Here is an 18,435-nt window from a genome sequence, read left to right as displayed (position 1 = left end):
ATCACCATGTAACGTAATTTTATTGCTCATCGACTCGCGAGGCCCATCCATGACGCAGACGCAGAAAGACCGCCCCTGGCTGATCCGAACCTATGCTGGTCACTCTACGGCGAAGGCGTCCAACGCACTCTATCGTGCGAACCTTGCAAAAGGGCAAACCGGCTTGTCCGTCGCCTTCGATCTGCCGACGCAGACCGGGTACGACAGCGACCATGTTCTGGCGCGCGGTGAGGTCGGCAAGGTGGGCGTGCCGATCTGCCATCTGGGCGACATGCGCATGCTGTTCGATCAGATTCCGCTGGAGCAGATGAACACCTCGATGACAATCAACGCCACTGCACCATGGTTGCTGGCGCTTTACATCGCGGTGGCCGAGGAACAGGGCGCGGATGTCTCCAAGCTGCAGGGCACGGTTCAAAACGACCTGATCAAGGAATATCTGAGCCGCGGCACCTATGTCTGCCCGCCGAAACCATCACTGAAGATGATCGCGGACGTGGCCGAGTATTGCTACACCAACGTGCCCAAATGGAACCCGATGAATGTGTGTTCCTATCACCTGCAGGAGGCCGGCGCGACGCCCGAGCAAGAGCTGGCCTATGCGCTGGCCACAGCCATCGCGGTGTTGGACGAGTTGCGCCCCCGTGTTCCGGCTGAAGATTTCCCGGCACTTTGCGGTCGCATTTCATTCTTCGTGAATGCCGGCATCCGCTTTGTTACCGAAATGTGCAAAATGCGCGCCTTTGTCGATCTTTGGGATGAAATTCTGCAACAACGCTACGGCGTCGAAGATCCCAAGTTTCGCCGATTCCGCTATGGCGTTCAGGTCAATTCGCTGGGCCTGACCGAGCAGCAACCCGAAAACAACGTCTATCGCATCCTGATCGAGATGCTGGCGGTGACACTGTCCAAGAATGCCCGCGCGCGCGCAGTGCAGCTGCCCGCGTGGAACGAAGCACTTGGCCTGCCGCGCCCCTGGGATCAGCAGTGGTCAATGCGGATGCAGCAAATCCTGGCCTATGAAACCGACCTGCTGGAGTATGGCGACCTGTTTGACGGCAACCCGGTGGTTGATGCCAAGGTCGAAGAGCTCAAAGAAGGTGCGCGCGCTGAGTTGGCGAACCTCGAGTCGATGGGCGGAGCGGTTGCCTCAATCGAGTACATGAAATCCCGACTGGTGGATTCGAATGCTGAACGGCTGAACCGGATCGAGCGTAATGAAACCGTCGTGGTCGGCGTAAACAAATGGACCGAGGGTGAACCATCCCCCCTTCAGACCGAGGATGGCGGCATCATGGTCGTCGATCCTGCGGTCGAACAGGATCAAATCGGGCGCCTGAATGACTGGCGCGCAGATCGCAACGACGCGGCCGTTGCAGCCGCGTTGAACGACCTGCGTGAGGCAGCGCAATCGGGGGCCAATGTGATGGCACCTTCGATTGCAGCGGCAAAAGTGGGCGTCACCACCGGCGAATGGGCCGAAGAAATGCGCAAAGCCTACGGCACCTATCGTGGACCGACGGGCGTTTCCGGCTCGGTGTCCAATAAGACCGAAGGGCTGGATGATCTGCGGGCTGCCGTTGATGCGGTCAGTGACAAGCTCGGTCGCCGATTGAAGTTCCTTGTTGGCAAACCGGGTTTGGACGGACATTCAAACGGCGCCGAGCAAATCGCTTTCCGCGCCCGTGATTGTGGCATGGATATCAGCTATGAGGGCATTCGCCTGACACCCGAAGAGATTGTCTCCGCCGCGCGTGAGGACAATGCTCATGTCATTGGTCTGTCCATCTTGTCCGGCAGCCACCTGCCATTGGTGCAAGATGTGATGACCCGCCTGAAAGACGAAGGTTTGAGCCATATCCCCGTCGTTGTTGGCGGGATCATTCCCGACGAAGATGCCGAGAGCCTGCGCGCCATGGGGGTAGCTGAAATCTATACGCCCAAGAACTTTGAGCTGAACACGATCATGGGCGATATCATCACTTTGGCGGACCCAAAAAATATGGCGGCGGAATAAGAACGCCACCTCTATAAAATCTCCATTTCTATTTCCAATAAAAAAGGAATAGACAGGACCGGAAATTGCGATTTCCCAATTCCAGTGTTTTGGGAGCAAACGGTGTGGAGAAAGAAAATGGCGATCGATCTTGAAAAAATGTCGCACAAAGAATTGCTTGAATTGCGCAATAAAGTCGAAAAAGCGCTGAAAGGCGCCGAGGCGCGCGCACGTAAAGAAGCTTTGAAAGCGGCGGAAAAAGCGGCCGCGGAATTCGGGTTCTCCTTGTCCGAATTGTCGCCCGAAGGTGCAAAAGCCACGAAATCCACCAAGGCCGCACCCAAATATCGCAATCCGAGCAATGAGGCCCAAACCTGGACGGGCCGGGGTCGCAAGCCGCAATGGGTGCATGACGCCCTGAAAGCCGGGGCCGACATATCTGATCTGGAAATCTGAGCGGAGGCATTTACCGAGATGACAATTCATATCGGAGCCGAAACAGGTGATATTGCCGAAACCGTTCTTTTGCCCGGTGACCCCTATCGCGCGAAATGGGCGGCAGAGACATTTTTGAAAGACGTCAAACTGGTCAATGACGTTCGTGGCATGCTTGGATTTACCGGCACGTGGAACGGAAATCCGGTGACCATTCAGGGTAGCGGCATGGGGATGCCGTCGCTGTCGATCTACGTCAACGAACTGATCCGTGATTACGGGGCGAAAACCCTGATCCGCATCGGCTCCTGCGGGGGTATGCAGGACAGCGTCAATGTACGCGATGTCATTCTGGCAATGACGTCCACCACGCTCAGCACACCGTCGCGCGGGATCATGAAAGAGATGAACTTTGCGCCTTGCGCCGATTGGGACCTGCTGCAGGCCGCCGCGCAAGCGGCAAAGGCCAAAGGCACACCAACCCATGTGGGTGGCATCTATTCCTCGGATGTATTCTATGACGAACGCCCTGATCTGAATGAACAGATGGTGCGCCACGGCGTTCTGGGGGTCGAGATGGAAGCCGCCGAGCTTTACATCCTCGCGGCGCGCCACAAATGCCGTGCCCTGGCCGTCCTGACTGTCTCGGACCACCTGCTGACCGGCGAAGCGCTGCCCTCATCCGAGCGCGAGCGCAGCTTTGGCGACATGGTCGAGATCGCGCTTGAGGCGGCGTTCACAACGTCCTAACGCACCTCTAAACGCTAAAGCCCATGCGTGCGATCATATGCATTGCGCGCAGGGCTGCTCCACCCTTCCAACGCGCCGTCGGCAGGGGCAAAGACTTCGACCAGCAATGGATGGCACGACGCCGTGTCCGAGGAATGTTCGGATGAGCAGTCACCACCAGGACAGGCGCTGAGATTGCCCAACAGGTCGATCTCGGCAAAGAACTCCAGGTAATCACCGGGCCGCACGGGTGAGGCTTTCATGAAATACTGACCGGTATCGCGGGTGAACCCGGTGCACATGAACACGTTCAGAACATCGTGCACCGCAGGCTCAGCCTCAGCCAGGGGAATACTCAGGTGATCTGCCAATGCGCGGGTCAGGTTCGAATGACAACAATGATGGTACTGAGTCCCTGACAGCAGATTGCCCGTATAGGGATCACAGCGGGTGCCGATCACATCATGAACCGAACCGCCAAACGCGTCGATCCCATACCAGCCTAGCGTATCGGCAATGATGGTCGCCATTGGGCGCATATGCGGGAAGCTTGACCACATCTGCTCACCCGTCGTCAGGTGGGTGCCGTGCAGCGCGCGGGTTTTGCCGGAATAAAACCGTTCAGACAGGTCGTTCAGGTTCCAGATATTCAGGTCCCCGACCTGCGGACCTTCGACCGAGGTGATGCGAAAGAAATGCCCGGCGGGCACCTCAAAACAACGTGCGTCACGCGCGGGCACCAACACTTCATCGGTTTTTTGCGCGGTTTCGCGGGCTGCTTGGTACAGCGCCAAGTGCGGCTTCGGCAACCCGTCGGTGGGATAGCAAATAACGGGCGCGATGGCGCGGCGGTCTTCGGCGTCGCTCGGCGGTTGGGGGAAGTTCTGAGAATCTATCATGGCTCGAGATTGGCGCAGTTCGCGTCGACGTAAAAGCCCAAAGCTGCACGGTCACGGGCCAACAGGGGCGAATTTTAGGTGACTCAGTTTGGAGACGACCGAAGAGCGATACCGCTAAACACTTCTCAGCCTAAGCTTCGGGATTCGCGTGCTAATAGCGGCCATCCCAGCTTCAGCTTCGACTCTCGGCGTTACGAATAAGGCGTGTTTTTTTATTTTTGTCAATAGGTTACCCGTTGCAAATCGTGAGTCGCTCCGCGCGGCGACACATCCCATCGGAGCGTCAGACATGAACACCAACACACCGTCCGCCCCTTTCCTCAGGGCCGCCTTCGTAATCATCCTCGCAATCGTACTGTACGATGTCATGGGGGCGATTGTGAAACATCTCAGCGCTCAGTTCTCGACCCAAGAGCTTACGGTATTTCGCAACCTATTCGGGCTCATCCCTGCGTTGGCGATCCTGCTGTCATCGCGCGACTGGATCGACGCGGGTCGGCCATTTGCCGTAAGACAATGGCGGCTGGCCATCGCGCGCGGAGCCCTGGGTGTCATGGCGCAGATGAGCTTTTACCTGTCGCTCATCTATATGGATCTCGCGACTGCAACGACTTTGGTCTTTGCGGGCCCTTTATTCATCACCGCCTTATCAGTGCCGATCCTTCGGCACAAAATCGGCCTCTGGCGGTGGCTGGCGGTTGGGTTGGGCTTCGTCGGTGTGATGATGGTGCTAAAGCCGGACACAGCGCATTTGAGTTGGCACACGCTGCTGCCGATCTGCGCCGCGCTTGGCTATGCAAGCTCCAGCGTGACCGCAAAGCTCTTCGATCGCTCCGTACCGACCGCATTGATCAACCTCTACTACACCATAACCGCGCTCATAAGCTCGACCATCTTCGTACTGGCGACTACCGGATTCTCTCTGATCGAAGAACCGGTCATCTGGATATGGCTTGGCTCGATGGGTCTGGTCGGAGGACTGGCCGCCCTTTGCATGACAACAGCAAACCGAATGGCTGACCCCAGCAGCCTGTCACCCTTTCAATACTTCGGCATCCCGTCCTCATTCATTCTGGGTTGGGTCTTTTTTGCGGAGACTCCTTTTGATGATCTTATCCCCGGAGTATTCCTAATCGTTGGCGGCGGCCTTCTGATCATCGGGCGCGAAAGAACCATCGCCAGGCAATCTGGCCCCTGATTGCTGAGAAACCAGACCCTTCCCCGAAAACCCGATCAGCGCGAAAAACCGGAAGCTCGTCACCCCTGCCCCTTCAGGCAGCGGATTGGTTCTTCATCCGATTGAGAAACCGCACCGCAGAAACTGCAACGCCATTGCCCCTCGTCCCGATGCTGCCGCCATCTGCACTCGCGCGTCAGCGAAGAGGTTCGCGAACGCCAAAAGAGATAAGCGAAAACACCAGCGGCAAGCAAAAGCAGAAGGACAGGCATCCTTCTGCTTTGCTGATTGCTAAGAGATTTTCAAGGTCAGGCAGGCGCTTTACGCTGCATTAGCGTATTCGAACAGCTCCGGCGCTTCCTCAAAAGCTGGGACCTTGGGTTCGGGTGCGTAGTAGCTCCAAGCTTGTTCTAGAAGCTCAAGAGCCTTAGCTGCATCGGTTTTCTTTTTATCTGTGCTCATCGGAGTGATCCCGTAATCGTCTTATCACTCCTCCCCATCCAAACCATACGCCTGCCCAAAGGCGCGCGCATCGTCCATTTTTGCAGATGGGGATTGCACTTGCCGCAAACCGGCAAGTGCTATGTTTCGCATCACACCGCGCGTTCGACCATCATCTTCTTGATCTCAGCAATCGCCTTGGCCGGGTTCAAGCCTTTGGGGCAGGTCTTCGCGCAGTTCATGATCGTGTGGCAGCGGTACAGCTTGAACGGATCTTCAAGCTCATCCAGACGCTCGCCCGTGGCCTCATCCCGGCTGTCGATGATCCAGCGATAGGCATGCAGAAGCGCAGCGGGGCCGAGGTAGCGGTCACCGTTCCACCAATAGCTGGGGCACGAAGTCGAGCAGCTGGCACACATCACGCATTCGTACAGACCATCCAATTTCTTTCGGTCTTCGATCGACTGCTTCCATTCCTTCGCAGGACGGTTGGTCTTGGTCTCCAGCCACGGCATGATGCTGGCGTGCTGGGCGTAGAAGTGCGTCAGATCAGGGATCAGGTCCTTGACCACCGGCATGTGCGGCAGTGGATAGATCTTCACGTCACCTTTGATCTCATCCATGCCATAGATACAGGCCAGCGTGTTGATCCCGTCGATGTTCATCGCGCAAGAGCCACAGATGCCCTCACGACAGGACCGGCGGAACGTCAGGGTCGGATCAATCTCGTTCTTGATCTTGATCAGCGCATCCAGAACCATCGGGCCGCAGGTGTCCATGTCGACGAAATAAGTGTCCACACGTGGGTTCTGGCCATCATCCGGGTTCCAGCGATAGATCTGGAACTTGCGCACGTTGGTTGCGCCTTCGGGCTTGGGCCAGGTCTTGCCGGTGGTGATCCGGGAATTCTTGGGGAGGGTCAGTTGTACCATAAGTTCCTCTCCTTAGAACGTCCGCGCCTTGGGCGCGATTTTCTTGAGGCTGATGCCGCCTTCGTCCTCGGTGGTCAGCGGATCGACGATCACTGGGCGATAGCTGAGGTCTACATTCGTGCCCTCGACCCGGCTGATGGTGTGAACCCGCCAGTTCTCGTCATCTCGGGTGGTGAAGTCCTCATGCGCATGGGCGCCGCGGGATTCCTTGCGCGCCTCGGCACCAACGATGGTGGCCAGCGCATTAGGCATCAGGTTGGTGAGTTCCAGCGTCTCCATCAGGTCGCTATTCCAGACCAAAGAGCGGTCGGTGACCTTCAGATCGTCCATCTTGGATGCGATGGCCGTCATCTTCTCGACCCCTTCGGCCAGTGTCTTGCCAGTCCGGAACACGGCAGCATCAGCCTGCATGGTCTTTTGCATCTCAAGCCGCAGATCGGCGGTGGCGATGCTGCCATTGGCATTTCGCAACCCGTCGAACCGGTCGAACGCCTGATCCACCGACGCTTGGTTCAGCACCGGGTTCGGCGCGTTTGCGTCCACCACCTGACCGGCGCGGATTGCCGCCGCACGGCCAAACACCACGAGGTCGATCAAGGAGTTCGAACCCAGACGGTTCGCCCCATGGGCCGAGGCACAACCGGCCTCACCCACAGCCATCAGCCCGGGCACGATTGCGTTCGGATCGGCGGCGGTGGGGTTGATCACCTCACCCCAATAGTTGGTTGGGATACCGCCCATGTTGTAATGCACGGTGGGCAGAACCGGGATCGGTTCCTTGGTAACGTCGACACCGGCAAAGATCTTGGCCGATTCCGAGATGCCGGGCAGCCGTTCTGCCAGCGCCTCGGGCGGCAGGTGGCTGAGGTTAAGGTGGATGTGATCCCCCTCACCGCCGACACCGCGCCCTTCGCGGATTTCCATCGCCATTGAACGGCTGACATAATCGCGCGGCGCGAGATCCTTGTACTGGGGCGCATAACGCTCCATGAACCGTTCGCCTTCTGAGTTGGTCAGGTATCCGCCTTCACCGCGCGCACCTTCAGTGATCAGGCAGCCCGAGCCGTAGATACCAGTGGGATGGAACTGCACGAATTCCATATCTTCCAGCGCCAGACCCGCACGGGCCACCATGCCACCGCCGTCGCCGGTGCAGGTATGGGCCGAAGTGGCGCTGAAATAGGCACGGCCATAACCGCCGGTCGCCAGCACAACCATCTTGGCGTTGAATACATGCATGGTGCCGTCGTCCAGCTTCCAGCAGACGACACCCTGACATTGTCCATCATCCGACATGATCAGGTCGATGGCGAAATATTCGATATAGAACTCAGCGTTGTTCTTGAGGCTTTGGCCATACAGCGTGTGCAGGATCGCGTGGCCGGTCCGGTCGGCGGCGGCGCAGGTACGCTGCACGGCAGGGCCTTCGCCGAACTCGGTGGTGTGGCCACCAAAGGGACGCTGATAAATCTTGCCTTCTTCGGTGCGGCTGAACGGCACGCCATAATGTTCCAGTTCATACACCGCCTTGGGTGCCTCACGCGCGAGGTATTCCATGGCATCGGTGTCACCCAGCCAGTCGGACCCCTTGACGGTGTCATACATATGCCACTGCCAGTTGTCGGGTCCCATATTCGACAGCGATGCGGCGATCCCGCCTTGCGCGGCAACGGTGTGCGAGCGGGTCGGGAACACCTTGGTCACGCAGGCCGTGCGCAAACCCTGTTCCGCCATGCCCAGCGTTGCCCGCAGGCCGGCCCCACCAGCGCCGACAACGACCACGTCATATTCATGCGTTTCGTATTCGTATGCAGCCATTTCTTTCAGCTCCGGGAATTAGAGGGCAATGCGCGCGATGGCGAAAACGCCAGCCGCAGCTGCGCCATAGGACAGACAGGTGGTGAGGATGATCAGCACCTTTTCCAGGGTGCCGTGAACATAATCCTCAAGCATCACCTGCGCGCCTTCGGCAAAGTGTTTGAACCCGACCACCAGTGTCAGCGCGGCGACAATCGCCGGGAAGGGGCGCGCGTAATAGTCCAGCACCACATCATAGGGCTGACCCAGAACCGGGCCGAATGTGAAGATAAACAGAGGAACAAGGATCAGCAGAGCCACCGAACTGACCTTCATGCTCCAGAAATGGGCGGTGCCCGATTTGGCCGAACCAAGACCGATCGCGCGTTTGCGGTCTGTCAGATAACGCATCGTGAGACTCCTTTACGCTACGATCAAAAGAGTGAGCAGGGTCAGAACGACCGAGCCAATGACAACGGCCCAACCCAGCTTGGTTGCTGTGGGCAGGTCCAGACCAACCGCGTTGTCCCAGATCAGGTGCCGAACGCCCGCCAGTGTGTGATACCACAACCCCCACAGAGAGAATGCCATGACCAGATCACCCAGTACCGAGGTCAGCCACCAATTGGCGCGCTCAAACGCTTCGGGAGACGTCGCTGCGGCCAGGAACCACCAGACGATCAAAAGCGCGGCAACAATCATCGCGTTTCCGGTGATACGGGTCAGGATGGATGTGACCGACGTCAGCTGAGGACGATAGATCGACAGGTGCGGCGAAAGCGGGCGGTTGCCCCGATTTACATCGGCCATGGCGGCTCCTTTTCGGTTGGCTACCGAACGTTTTACTGTTTTTTGCGACACTGTCACGCGCTGCAGGTGCAAAAAGCGTTAAATTTGCCGCAAATCGCATGATAAAACTGTTTTGTGATCACGAGCATATTTTGCGTGATCACAAAACGAACTCAAGGCCGCCAATGTTAGCGTTTTCAACGCTAAAGCAATGTGATCACGAATCTATTCCTGGCCTTGTTTCAACCCCGCAGTCTGCTGCGTCACTTCGCGCAGCAGTTTTTTGCGAATGCGTTCAGGGTAGTCGGCAAATCCCGCAGCCGAGACGACAAAGGCCCCCTCGCCCACGATGACGTTTTCGAAGAAATACGCCGTCAGATCAGGTTCGCTCTCTTCAATGGCAATCGCGTTTACGGTAACGCCCCGCTCGCGCAGTTTGGGGTGCAGTTTTGCAGGCTCGATACCCTCGTTCGAAATTCCATCGCCCGAGAGGTCTATAAGATGGCGCTTGCAATCGGTCACCTTGTCGAAATGAGCAATTGTCATCTCAAGAGCTTCGCCAATCGCGGTTGAAAAGTTGCGCCAGACGCGTGGGTCTGCGGCAACCTGCCCCGCGAAGTTATCGAGGGTGGCGAAACTGTCGATCCGGGTCCATGGAAGCGTGACGCGCTGACGCGAACTGCCGGTCCATTGCACCAGCATCAATTGAGCCTGTCCGCGCACCAACGCCTCAGACACAATCGGATCGCGCAGACCGGCGGCAAGGCCATCCATTTGTATCCGATATTCCTCGGAATCGACCGAGCCCGAAACATCCACCGCCAAAGCCAGAGCCAGATCACAGGCATGTGCCTGCGAGGCCAGGCACAGGCTGGCAATGATCGCGCGCAACATCATCATAAGGCAAACGTAGCACGGAATTCCCGGACCGCGATCACTTCAATGTCAACGGGCGGGTTTGCCTTACATGGGCATCAAGGCCCAGTAATCGAGATCCAGAAGGACGTTTGGCAGGTATTTCCCGTCGTCATTACGCAAGGCAAAAGGCTCACCACCTTTGGTGGCCACCAGCCTGAGACGCAATGCTCCGACACCCGGCGTTCCGGTCTCGGCCTTGTCCAGAACCTCGGACCAAGCCTTGATCGTATCGCCTGCGAAACAGGGGTTGGCGTGGGCGCCACCATTCAGGCCGACGATCATCTGTGCGTTTGCCAGACCGTTGAACGACAAGGTACGCGCCATCGAGATCACGTGGCCGCCATAGATCAGCCGACCTTCGGGGCGGAAGGTGAGGTCGAAATGCACTTTGGCGGTGTTCTGCCACAAGCGGGTGGCCAGCATATGCTCGGCCTCTTCGACGGTCACACCATCGACGTGATCAATCGTTTCTCCCGTGTTGTACCCATCCCAGCGATGGTTTTCGCCGGATTGTACAAAATCGTAATTGGAGAAATCGAGGCCTTTCGGCACCACCAGATCGCTGACATCCAACGCCTTCTTCAACTCGGGCACGACTGTCTCGGGCGCGGGCGCGTCGAGGTTCGATTTGCGCACCATCACCCAGCGCACATATTCGATGACCACTTCGTCGCGCTGGTTTAGGCCGCGTGTGCGGACCCAGACCACCCCGGTTTTGCCGTTTGAATTCTGCTTGAGACCAATCACTTCGGATTCAGCGCGCAGGGTATCGCCGGGGTAGACAGGTTGCAGCCAGCGTCCCTCGGCATAACCCAGATTGGCAACCGCGTTCAGTGAGATATCGGGAACCGTTTTTCCGAACACAACGTGGAAGGCGGCCAGATCGTCAATCGGGCTTTGGGGCAAGCCGCAATTCCGGGCAAACTCGTCCGAGGAGTAGAGCGCGTGACGCGCTGGGTAGAGTGCGTGATACAAAGCACGCTCGCCATCCGTCACGGTGCGCGGCACGGCGTGGTGCAGCACCTGCCCGACGGAATAATCCTCGAAAAAGTTACCCGGATTGGTTTTTGCCATTATTGCTGTCCCAGTTTCATGTCGGGGGAATAGTCGGCGTCGACCTCTTTGGTCACGGCCTGCGCGCAGCGCATCACATTGGTGGCGGCGTCAAAGGCATAGGAGGGGTCGCCATAGAGCTCCCATCCTTTTGCCAATGCATCCGAGACTTTGTGGCAGAAGGCCGACGTGTCTTCTTCTGTCAACAAACGATAAAGTTTCGCCATTGCCTCAGCCCCTTATCCGCCGAACGGAGATGGGCCAACCAGCCCGTGAATATAGCCGATGATGCCCATCAGCACGATGGACCCCACAAAGAACATCGCATCCTTGCCGTAAGTTCCGGGCTCGCCCGGGGTCCAGTCAGGCTCGGACTTGTTGATCACGATCACTTCGACAATGGCCCAGGCCAGCAAGCCGCCAAACAAAACGATCGACGCCAGATCACCATTCACCAGCAAATGCGCAAAGGCCCAGAGCTTGAAGCCGCCCAGCATTGGGTGACGGACCTTGTTCAGCAGGCGACCTTTGGTTCCGGCGGGGCTCAACAGATATATCGCGATCAAGACCAGCAGGTTGTTGACGTGAATCAGGAAGGTCGGAGGTGCCCAGACATAGATGAAATCGGTCATCCGATAGCCGAAGATCATCAGCAATATCGAGACCACCAAGGCGAGCGCCACGGCGCCCTTGCCTGCATCGCCCATGGCGGCACGGCGTTCCGGCATCACACGTTTGAACAGATGTGCGGCCCACCAAAGCGCCACACCAAGGATCAGAAGAACAAAGCCCATTGCTGGCTTACCCCGCTTGCAAAGCTACTATCGCCTCTGCTTTTGCCAGAGTTTCACGGGCAGTTACAACGTGCAGGTTTTCAACAATCTTGCCATCGACCACTGCGACGCCCTGCCCCTGTGCCTCGGTCTCTTCAAAGGCGGCGATTTGGCGTCGGGCCAGATCAATCTCATCTTCCGAGGGCGCAAAGGCCGTATTCGCGATGTCGACCTGAGCGGGGTGGATCAGCGTTTTACCGTCAAAACCCATATCGCGGCCCTGCGCGCATTCGGCCTGAAGACCGTCGGCATCCTTGAAGGCATTGTAGACGCCGTCGACGATGATCAGACCTTCGGCCTTTGCGGCCAGCAGGCACAGACCCAGTGAGGCCATCATCGGCAGGCGGTCAGGGCGGAAGCGGGTTTGCAGCTCTTTCGCCAAATCGTTGGTGCCCATCACAAAGCCTGCCATCAGCGGATGTGCGGCAATTTCCGCGGCGTTCAGCATTCCGCGCGGCGTTTCCATCATCGCCCAGATCGGCAGGTCTCCGGTAATCGCCGCCAGCGCGTCCACGTCAGCAGCAGAGCTTACCTTGGGCAGCAATACTGCATCCGCATCCATCTCGCGCACGGCCTCGGCATCGGCGCGTCCCCATTCGGTGTCCAGCCCGTTGATCCGCACGATCTTGACCCGCGCGCCATATCCCCCAGCGGCCAAAGCCGCCTTGAGCGTCTCGCGCGCATTGTTCTTTTCGTCGGCTGAAACCGCGTCCTCCAGGTCGAAGATAATCGCATCCACAGGCAGCGAGCGCGCCTTATCCAATGCCCGCTCGCGCGAGCCGGGGATATAGAGAACAGAGCGATAGGGGCGTTGACGCGGGTCCACGGGACTCTCCCTTTGAAATAATGTTGCGCGGAATGGGGCATTTTTTGACGGAAAGTTCAAGGACAAAAACGCCGCAGCGCAGCATTTGCAGCAAGCGACGCAACGTGCGTTGCCTTAACGCGATCTCTTTCTGGCTGCAGCACGCTGTTATCCGAAAGGAATCGAAAGGGGTGACCGATGAAGACAATATTGCTGAAAATGACGATAGGTCTGGGCATCATGGTGCTGGCAGCGCAGCAGGTCAGCGCGCAGAACTGCGCTCCGCGCGAAGATGTGATCAAACGATTGGCGAAAACCTACGGTGAAACCCGCCGGGGTATCGGCATCGCGCGTCAGGGTGCGGTGATGGAGATGTTTGCCTCGGACCAGACCGGCAGCTGGACGATTGTTGTGACCTTGCCCGAAGGTGTGACCTGCCTGATCGCCTCGGGCCAGTCCTTTGAGGCGCTGGCCGAGAGTTTGCCGCCCAATACTTAAACCAGCGCATCCCAGATCAGTTTGCTGCCGGTCAGGCTGAGCAGAACATAAGAGATGCGAAAGAACACGCGTTCGGACAGCTTGAAATGTGCCCGGACGCCCAGCCAGGCCCCAAGGATCGCGAATGGGGTCAGCAACAGATCGGCCAACGCCGTGTGCCAGGTGAAGAGGCCCAGATAAGCGAAGGGCACGAATTTCACCGCGTTGATCACCCAGAAGACCAGCACGGTCGAGGCCTGAAACTCGGTCTTCGTCAGACGTTGGGACAGCAGATAAACGGCGGCGGGCGGGCCGCCTGCGTGGCTGACGAAGCTGGTGAACCCGGCGACCAGCCCGGCAAACAGGCCCGCCGATGGTGGCAGCCGGTTGGCGAAGCCGCGCACCCAGCCCTTAGTCTGGGCAACATGCCAGATCACGAACCCCACCGATATCCCGCCGATCAACAGGCGCAACATATCGTCGTCGGTGGCACGATAGAGCCACGCGCCCAGCGCGACACCCGGCACGGCACCAAGGATCAGCAGGCGTGAATCCGACCAGCTCCAGCGTTTCCAATAGGGCCCCAGCGTGGCCAAATCGATCACCATCAGGATCGGAAGCATCAGCGCCAGTGCCTGCCCGGGCGTCAGGATCAGGGCCAGAATCGACGAGGACGCAAAAGCCACGCCCGAGCCGAACCCGCCTTTCGAGATGCCCGCAAAGATCACCGCAGGGATCGCCACGGCAAAAAACATCAGGTTCATCTCGAACATGGGGCGTCCCGGAAATAGGCATGATTCACAGGCGGTTTAGCGCAATCGGCGGGGTGTGTGCAAACGGTATGCGGTGGCATGCCGCGCCGCAGAAGGCTTGCGTGACGCCGCTTTTGCGACTAGCACAACCGCGATTTCAAAACCGACCGGAGATATTCCAAATGGCCAGACCCAAGATCGCGCTGATCGGCGCAGGTCAGATCGGCGGCACGCTCGCCCACCTCGCAGCAATGAAAGAACTGGGTGACGTTGTCCTGTTCGACATCGCCGAAGGCACCCCGGAAGGCAAGGCGCTGGATATCGCCGAATCCGGCCCTTCGGAAGGCTTTGACGCCAAGCTGAAAGGCACCCAGTCCTATGAGGACATCGCAGGCGCTGACGTCTGCATCGTCACCGCCGGTGTCCCGCGCAAACCGGGCATGAGCCGCGATGACCTGCTGGGCATCAATCTGAAGGTCATGAAATCGGTCGGTGAAGGCATCGCCGCCAACGCGCCCGACGCGTTCGTCATCTGCATCACCAACCCGCTGGACGCGATGGTCTGGGCCCTGCGCGAATTCTCGGGCCTGCCGCACAACAAAGTCTGCGGCATGGCGGGTGTTCTGGACTCAGGCCGTTTCGCACACTTCCTCTCGGAAGAGTTCAACGTTTCGATGCGCGATGTGACAGCGTTCGTTCTGGGCGGTCATGGCGACACCATGGTTCCGTCGGTTCGTTACTCGACCGTTGCCGGTATCCCGCTGCCCGATCTGGTTGAGATGGGCTGGACCACGCAAGAAAAACTGGACGCCATCGTTCAGCGTACCCGTGACGGTGGTGCCGAGATCGTAGGTCTGCTGAAAACCGGCTCGGCGTTCTATGCACCCGCCACATCGGCGATCGAAATGGCCGAAGCCTATCTGAAAGACCAGAAACGCGTGCTGCCCTGCGCCGCCTATTGCGATGGCGAGCTGGGCGTCGAGGGCATGTATGTCGGCGTACCCACAGTGATCGGTGCTGGTGGTGTCGAGCGTGTGGTCAATATCAAGCTGAACGAAGAAGAGCAGGCCGGTTTCGACAACTCGGTCAACGCCGTTAAGGGCCTGATCGAGGCATGTAAGGGCATCGACAGCTCGCTGGCCTAAGTTACAAACTTAGAACCAATGAACCGGCCCCCTTCACGGGCCGGTTTTCTTTTGCGCGATACCTCACGAGTTTAAAGATGTTCGCGCAAACGTCGCAAAACTCATCTATGAATGTGTTTTGCAAGCATGTTGCAGGATCATCGAATCAAATCCCATAGCTCACAAATTTTGTGATCACACCCCAAAAACCTGTGATCACAAATACCGAAAATCTTCGACAATTTCCCGTGACACGTCAAAAAACTCTTTAAATTTGACCCTTAGACACCCCTATAACAGGGCAATCGTAGTCAGACGGGACATATTTCGATGAACATTCACGAATATCAGGCCAAAGCGCTTCTTCGCAGCTATGGCGCTCCGGTCTCCGATGGTCGCGCCGTGTTGCGCGCCGAGGAAGCCAAAACCGCAGCCGGTGAACTGGACGGACCGCTTTGGGTCGTCAAGGCACAGATCCATGCGGGTGGACGCGGCAAGGGCTCTTTCAAAGAGGCCGACGCTGGTGAAAAAGGCGGTGTCCGTCTGACCAAATCGGTGGAAGAAGCCGCCGAGGAAGCCAAGAAGATGCTGGGCCGCACGCTGGTCACGCATCAGACAGGCCCCGCAGGCAAGCAGGTGAACCGCATCTACATCGAAGCCGGCTCCGGCATCGAGCGCGAACTGTATCTGGCCCTGCTGGTGGATCGCCAGACCAGCCGCATCTCATTCGTCTGCTCGACCGAAGGCGGCATGGATATCGAGGAAGTGGCCGCCGCCACGCCCGAGAAGATCCTTTCGTTCTCGGTTGACCCTGCCACCGGCTATCAGGCTTATCACGGCCGCCGCATCGCCTTCTCTCTGGGTCTGCAGGGCGCGCAGGTCAAGCAGTGTGTCAAACTGATGAACCAGCTCTATAACGCCTTCGTCGAGAAGGACATGGAGATGCTGGAAATCAACCCGCTGATCATCTCGGACAAGGGCGACCTCAAGGTGCTGGACGCCAAGGTCGGCTTTGACGGCAACGCGGTTTACCGCCACCCCGACATCGCCGAACTGCGCGACACGACCGAGGAAGACCCCAAGGAATTGGAAGCCAGCAAATACGACCTGAACTACATCGCGCTGGATGGTGAGATCGGCTGCATGGTCAACGGTGCCGGTCTGGCGATGGCCACAATGGACATCATCAAGCTCTACGGTGCCGAGCCTGCCAACTTCCTCGACGTTGGTGGCGGTGCGACCAAAGAGAAAGTGACCGAGGCGTTCAAGATCATCACTTCGGACCCGCAGGTCAAAGGCATTCTGGTCAACATCTTCGGCGGCATCATGCGCTGTGATGTCATCGCCGAGGGCGTTGTGGCGGCAGTGAAAGAGGTCGGCCTGCAGGTCCCGCTGGTCGTGCGTCTGGAAGGCACGAATGTCGAGAAAGGCAAAGAGATCATCAACACCTCTGGCCTGGACGTGATCGCAGCGGACAACCTGAAAGACGGTGCCGAGAAGATCGTGAAGGCCGTCAAAGGCTGAGTGTCATCCCGTAGGGTGGGCTTCAGCCCACCTTTCCGAAGATTTTGGCGGGCTGAAGCCCGCCCTACAAAGGAGAACGCCAGATGGCAGTCCTCATCGACGAAAATACCAAAGTGATCTGTCAGGGCTTTACCGGCTCGCAGGGCACATTCCACTCTGAACAGGCCATCGCCTATGGCACCAAGATGGTTGGCGGCGTGACCCCTGGCAAAGGCGGGATGACACATCTTGACCTGCCCGTATTCAACTCGGTCCACGAGGCCAAGCACGTGACCGAAGCGAACGCCTCGGTGATCTATGTTCCGCCGCCTTTCGCGGCTGACTCGATCCTCGAAGCGATTGATGCCGAGATGGAAGTGATCGTCTGCATCACCGAAGGCATTCCGGTTCTGGACATGATGAAGGTGAAGCGCGCGCTGGAAGGTTCAAGCTCGCGACTGATCGGCCCGAACTGCCCCGGTGTCATCACGCCCGACGCCTGCAAGATCGGTATCATGCCCGGCCACATCCACAAGCGCGGCTCGGTCGGCGTTGTGTCGCGTTCGGGCACCCTGACTTATGAGGCCGTCAAGCAGACCACCGATGTGGGTCTGGGCCAGTCCACCTGCGTGGGCATCGGCGGCGACCCGATCAAAGGCACCGAGCATATCGACGTGCTGGAATGGTTCCTGGCCGACGACGAAACCGAGTCGATCATCATGATCGGTGAGATCGGTGGCTCGGCCGAGGAAGAAGCCGCGCAGTTCCTGGCGGATGAGGCCAAGAAAGGCCGCAAGAAGCCGACCGCCGGTTTCATCGCAGGCCGCACAGCCCCTCCGGGCCGCCGCATGGGCCATGCAGGCGCGATTGTCGCCGGCGGCAAGGGCGGTGCCGAGGACAAGATCGAAGCCATGCGCTCAGCCGGTATCGTCGTGGCCGAAAGCCCGGCGCAGCTGGGTGAGGCTGTGCTGGAAGCGATACAGAACGGCTGATGCAAAACCTACCCGCCTCCTTGCCGGATTCGGTAACCACGGAACACGCCAAAGCCAGTCTTTGCGCGTGTTTCGAAGAATTTCCAAAACAAGGGGGCGAGTTTCTTGCCGAAACATTGTCGGAAGCGGGTTGGTACCGCGTTGGAACAACCAATTTGGTTCGTTTGAGGCGGAGAGTAACGCTCAATCAACTTGGCATGAGTTTTGGAATTTTGGACCCGAGGGGGTTCCGAAGCATTTTCAACTTTTATCGTCATATGCGCATCCCAATGGGGACTCGTAGCCCAAGTTTCCTGCGCCACATAGATGGCTCTCTTGCGGTTCGAACGGATGTGCTACGCAACGACAACTGGCCGGATGCAAAGGTTGTTTTGGCTCGAACCTGCAGCGAAGAAAAGGCTTCGTCTGGGTTTTCGATTGGCGTGTGGGCATTTGTTCCGAGAGACGTCACGCTGATTGAAACAGAAAGTCTTCGGGAAAAATTCAATGGCAACTCTTCAACTTTTTTCACCCCTGTTGGAAATTGGCGCGGGCTTCAGCATAAATGGGAAGACCGAGGCGAAGGGGGATCGCAATATGGTCGGATCGCCAAAAGTGGTAGAGATCCGTACATAATTGAATTCGCGCGAGAACGCTTTCCCGGCAAACTATTACCTCAACTAGAGCTCGCTGAAATTGGTGCTTTGTACCGGTATGAAAAAAGCGAACGTCTTCATTAGTTTGTCGGCTTGGAGTTAGAATTGAAGCTATGACCAGTTCGTACTTTTTTAGTCTACCTAAGGT

21 protein-coding genes are annotated in these 18,435 nt (G+C 57.9%); 9 read left to right on the top strand and 12 right to left on the bottom strand.

Annotation, left to right across the window (positions count from 1 at the left end):
• Positions 1-49: 49 nt before the first annotated feature.
• The 3 genes from ACR0AZ_RS09115 (at position 50) to deoD (ending at position 3,181) form a co-directional block, all read left to right on the top strand.
• Entirely contained in the window at positions 50-2,017 is a 1,968-nt protein-coding gene (locus ACR0AZ_RS09115; protein WP_480470889.1) for a methylmalonyl-CoA mutase family protein, read from the top strand.
• Between the two features lie 117 nt (positions 2,018-2,134).
• Positions 2,135-2,452: an H-NS histone family protein gene (locus ACR0AZ_RS09110; RefSeq protein WP_480470890.1), complete on the top strand. Its 318-nt coding sequence runs from the start codon at positions 2,135-2,137 to the stop codon at positions 2,450-2,452.
• 18 nt (positions 2,453-2,470) lie between these two features.
• Entirely contained in the window at positions 2,471-3,181 is a 711-nt protein-coding gene (gene deoD, locus ACR0AZ_RS09105; protein WP_480470891.1) for a purine-nucleoside phosphorylase, read from the top strand.
• Positions 3,182-3,195: 14 nt separating this feature from the next.
• Here the strand turns inward: deoD and ACR0AZ_RS09100 are convergent, their stop codons facing one another.
• Positions 3,196-4,059 (bottom strand): urea carboxylase-associated family protein, encoded by an 864-nt coding sequence (locus ACR0AZ_RS09100; RefSeq protein WP_480470892.1) that lies wholly within the window; start codon positions 4,057-4,059, stop codon positions 3,196-3,198.
• Between the two features lie 289 nt (positions 4,060-4,348).
• On the opposite strand from ACR0AZ_RS09100, the gene ACR0AZ_RS09095 reads away from it, so the two are divergent.
• On the top strand, positions 4,349-5,257 hold the full coding sequence (locus tag ACR0AZ_RS09095; RefSeq protein ID WP_480667266.1) for a DMT family transporter: 909 nt from the start codon (positions 4,349-4,351) through the stop codon (positions 5,255-5,257).
• A 300-nt stretch (positions 5,258-5,557) separates the two neighbouring features.
• Here ACR0AZ_RS09095 and ACR0AZ_RS09090 read toward each other — a convergent pair whose 3' ends face one another.
• The 10 genes from ACR0AZ_RS09090 to ACR0AZ_RS09045 form a co-directional block, all read right to left on the bottom strand.
• Positions 5,558-5,698: a hypothetical protein gene (locus ACR0AZ_RS09090; protein ID WP_480667265.1), complete on the bottom strand. Its 141-nt coding sequence runs from the start codon at positions 5,696-5,698 to the stop codon at positions 5,558-5,560.
• A gap of 131 nt (positions 5,699-5,829) precedes the next feature.
• The gene (locus tag ACR0AZ_RS09085; protein WP_480470895.1) at positions 5,830-6,609 is read right to left on the bottom strand and encodes a succinate dehydrogenase iron-sulfur subunit; all 780 of its coding nucleotides are present in this window, start codon (positions 6,607-6,609) and stop codon (positions 5,830-5,832) included.
• A 12-nt stretch (positions 6,610-6,621) separates the two neighbouring features.
• Positions 6,622-8,427, bottom strand: a complete 1,806-nt coding sequence (sdhA, locus tag ACR0AZ_RS09080) for a succinate dehydrogenase flavoprotein subunit (protein ID WP_480667264.1) — start codon at positions 8,425-8,427, stop codon at positions 6,622-6,624.
• Positions 8,428-8,445: 18 nt separating this feature from the next.
• The gene (sdhD, locus tag ACR0AZ_RS09075; RefSeq protein ID WP_480470897.1) at positions 8,446-8,817 is read right to left on the bottom strand and encodes a succinate dehydrogenase, hydrophobic membrane anchor protein; all 372 of its coding nucleotides are present in this window, start codon (positions 8,815-8,817) and stop codon (positions 8,446-8,448) included.
• Between the two features lie 12 nt (positions 8,818-8,829).
• Positions 8,830-9,216 (bottom strand): succinate dehydrogenase, cytochrome b556 subunit, encoded by a 387-nt coding sequence (gene sdhC, locus ACR0AZ_RS09070; RefSeq protein ID WP_480470898.1) that lies wholly within the window; start codon positions 9,214-9,216, stop codon positions 8,830-8,832.
• A gap of 204 nt (positions 9,217-9,420) precedes the next feature.
• On the bottom strand, positions 9,421-10,095 hold the full coding sequence (locus tag ACR0AZ_RS09065) for a DUF1194 domain-containing protein (RefSeq protein WP_480667263.1): 675 nt from the start codon (positions 10,093-10,095) through the stop codon (positions 9,421-9,423).
• Positions 10,096-10,158: 63 nt separating this feature from the next.
• Positions 10,159-11,187, bottom strand: coding sequence for a MaoC family dehydratase (locus ACR0AZ_RS09060; RefSeq protein WP_480470900.1), 1,029 nt, complete (start codon positions 11,185-11,187; stop codon positions 10,159-10,161).
• On the bottom strand, positions 11,187-11,393 hold the full coding sequence (locus ACR0AZ_RS09055) for a DUF1737 domain-containing protein (protein ID WP_480470901.1): 207 nt from the start codon (positions 11,391-11,393) through the stop codon (positions 11,187-11,189). Before ACR0AZ_RS09055 ends, ACR0AZ_RS09060 begins: the two co-directional genes overlap by 1 nt.
• A 12-nt stretch (positions 11,394-11,405) precedes the next feature.
• Entirely contained in the window at positions 11,406-11,960 is a 555-nt protein-coding gene (locus tag ACR0AZ_RS09050) for an NnrU family protein (RefSeq protein WP_480667262.1), read from the bottom strand.
• 7 nt (positions 11,961-11,967) lie between these two features.
• The gene (locus ACR0AZ_RS09045; RefSeq protein WP_480667261.1) at positions 11,968-12,825 is read right to left on the bottom strand and encodes an HpcH/HpaI aldolase/citrate lyase family protein; all 858 of its coding nucleotides are present in this window, start codon (positions 12,823-12,825) and stop codon (positions 11,968-11,970) included.
• Positions 12,826-13,002: 177 nt separating this feature from the next.
• Between ACR0AZ_RS09045 and ACR0AZ_RS09040 the strand changes: the two genes are divergently transcribed.
• Positions 13,003-13,302 (top strand): hypothetical protein, encoded by a 300-nt coding sequence (locus tag ACR0AZ_RS09040; RefSeq protein ID WP_480659282.1) that lies wholly within the window; start codon positions 13,003-13,005, stop codon positions 13,300-13,302.
• On the opposite strand, the gene ACR0AZ_RS09035 is transcribed toward ACR0AZ_RS09040, so the two are convergent.
• Positions 13,299-14,054 carry a sulfite exporter TauE/SafE family protein gene (locus ACR0AZ_RS09035; RefSeq protein ID WP_480667260.1) on the bottom strand — a complete coding sequence of 252 codons (756 nt, stop codon included), beginning with the start codon at positions 14,052-14,054 and terminating at the stop codon, positions 13,299-13,301. The genes ACR0AZ_RS09040 and ACR0AZ_RS09035 overlap by 4 nt on opposite strands.
• Positions 14,055-14,215: 161 nt before the next feature.
• On the opposite strand from ACR0AZ_RS09035, the gene mdh reads away from it, so the two are divergent.
• From mdh to ACR0AZ_RS09015, 4 genes are all read left to right on the top strand, one after another.
• Entirely contained in the window at positions 14,216-15,178 is a 963-nt protein-coding gene (mdh, locus tag ACR0AZ_RS09030; RefSeq protein ID WP_010442827.1) for a malate dehydrogenase, read from the top strand.
• 309 nt (positions 15,179-15,487) lie between these two features.
• Positions 15,488-16,681: an ADP-forming succinate--CoA ligase subunit beta gene (sucC, locus tag ACR0AZ_RS09025; protein ID WP_480659279.1), complete on the top strand. Its 1,194-nt coding sequence runs from the start codon at positions 15,488-15,490 to the stop codon at positions 16,679-16,681.
• Between the two features lie 83 nt (positions 16,682-16,764).
• A complete protein-coding gene (sucD, locus tag ACR0AZ_RS09020) occupies positions 16,765-17,652 on the top strand; it encodes a succinate--CoA ligase subunit alpha (protein WP_480470907.1) in 888 nt (295 codons plus the stop codon).
• Entirely contained in the window at positions 17,652-18,371 is a 720-nt protein-coding gene (locus tag ACR0AZ_RS09015) for a hypothetical protein (protein WP_480470908.1), read from the top strand. Before sucD ends, ACR0AZ_RS09015 begins: the two co-directional genes overlap by 1 nt.
• Positions 18,372-18,435: the final 64 nt, after the last annotated feature.

The sequence above is a fragment of the Ruegeria sp. BE3 genome (genome assembly GCF_056538865.1).
The sequence above is the reverse complement of the archived record's forward strand: the minus strand, read 5'-3'. Positions and strand labels throughout refer to the sequence as shown.

Bases quoted from the DNA above. Each gene is read 5' to 3' on its own strand.
- ACR0AZ_RS09115 (WP_480470889.1), top strand. From the start codon at position 50: ATGACGCAGACGCAGAAAGACCGCCCCTGGCTGATCCGAACCTATGCT.
- ACR0AZ_RS09110 (WP_480470890.1), top strand. From the start codon at position 2,135: ATGGCGATCGATCTTGAAAAAATGTCGCACAAAGAATTGCTTGAATTG.
- deoD (WP_480470891.1), top strand. From the start codon at position 2,471: ATGACAATTCATATCGGAGCCGAAACAGGTGATATTGCCGAAACCGTT.
- ACR0AZ_RS09100 (WP_480470892.1), bottom strand. From the start codon at position 4,059: ATGATAGATTCTCAGAACTTCCCCCAACCGCCGAGCGACGCCGAAGAC.
- ACR0AZ_RS09095 (WP_480667266.1), top strand. From the start codon at position 4,349: ATGAACACCAACACACCGTCCGCCCCTTTCCTCAGGGCCGCCTTCGTA.
- ACR0AZ_RS09090 (WP_480667265.1), bottom strand. From the start codon at position 5,698: ATGAGCACAGATAAAAAGAAAACCGATGCAGCTAAGGCTCTTGAGCTT.
- ACR0AZ_RS09085 (WP_480470895.1), bottom strand. From the start codon at position 6,609: ATGGTACAACTGACCCTCCCCAAGAATTCCCGGATCACCACCGGCAAG.
- sdhA (WP_480667264.1), bottom strand. From the start codon at position 8,427: ATGGCTGCATACGAATACGAAACGCATGAATATGACGTGGTCGTTGTC.
- sdhD (WP_480470897.1), bottom strand. From the start codon at position 8,817: ATGCGTTATCTGACAGACCGCAAACGCGCGATCGGTCTTGGTTCGGCC.
- sdhC (WP_480470898.1), bottom strand. From the start codon at position 9,216: ATGGCCGATGTAAATCGGGGCAACCGCCCGCTTTCGCCGCACCTGTCG.
- ACR0AZ_RS09065 (WP_480667263.1), bottom strand. From the start codon at position 10,095: ATGATGATGTTGCGCGCGATCATTGCCAGCCTGTGCCTGGCCTCGCAG.
- ACR0AZ_RS09060 (WP_480470900.1), bottom strand. From the start codon at position 11,187: ATGGCAAAAACCAATCCGGGTAACTTTTTCGAGGATTATTCCGTCGGG.
- ACR0AZ_RS09055 (WP_480470901.1), bottom strand. From the start codon at position 11,393: ATGGCGAAACTTTATCGTTTGTTGACAGAAGAAGACACGTCGGCCTTC.
- ACR0AZ_RS09050 (WP_480667262.1), bottom strand. From the start codon at position 11,960: ATGGGCTTTGTTCTTCTGATCCTTGGTGTGGCGCTTTGGTGGGCCGCA.
- ACR0AZ_RS09040 (WP_480659282.1), top strand. From the start codon at position 13,003: ATGAAGACAATATTGCTGAAAATGACGATAGGTCTGGGCATCATGGTG.
- ACR0AZ_RS09035 (WP_480667260.1), bottom strand. From the start codon at position 14,054: ATGTTCGAGATGAACCTGATGTTTTTTGCCGTGGCGATCCCTGCGGTG.
- mdh (WP_010442827.1), top strand. From the start codon at position 14,216: ATGGCCAGACCCAAGATCGCGCTGATCGGCGCAGGTCAGATCGGCGGC.
- sucC (WP_480659279.1), top strand. From the start codon at position 15,488: ATGAACATTCACGAATATCAGGCCAAAGCGCTTCTTCGCAGCTATGGC.
- sucD (WP_480470907.1), top strand. From the start codon at position 16,765: ATGGCAGTCCTCATCGACGAAAATACCAAAGTGATCTGTCAGGGCTTT.
- ACR0AZ_RS09015 (WP_480470908.1), top strand. From the start codon at position 17,652: ATGCAAAACCTACCCGCCTCCTTGCCGGATTCGGTAACCACGGAACAC.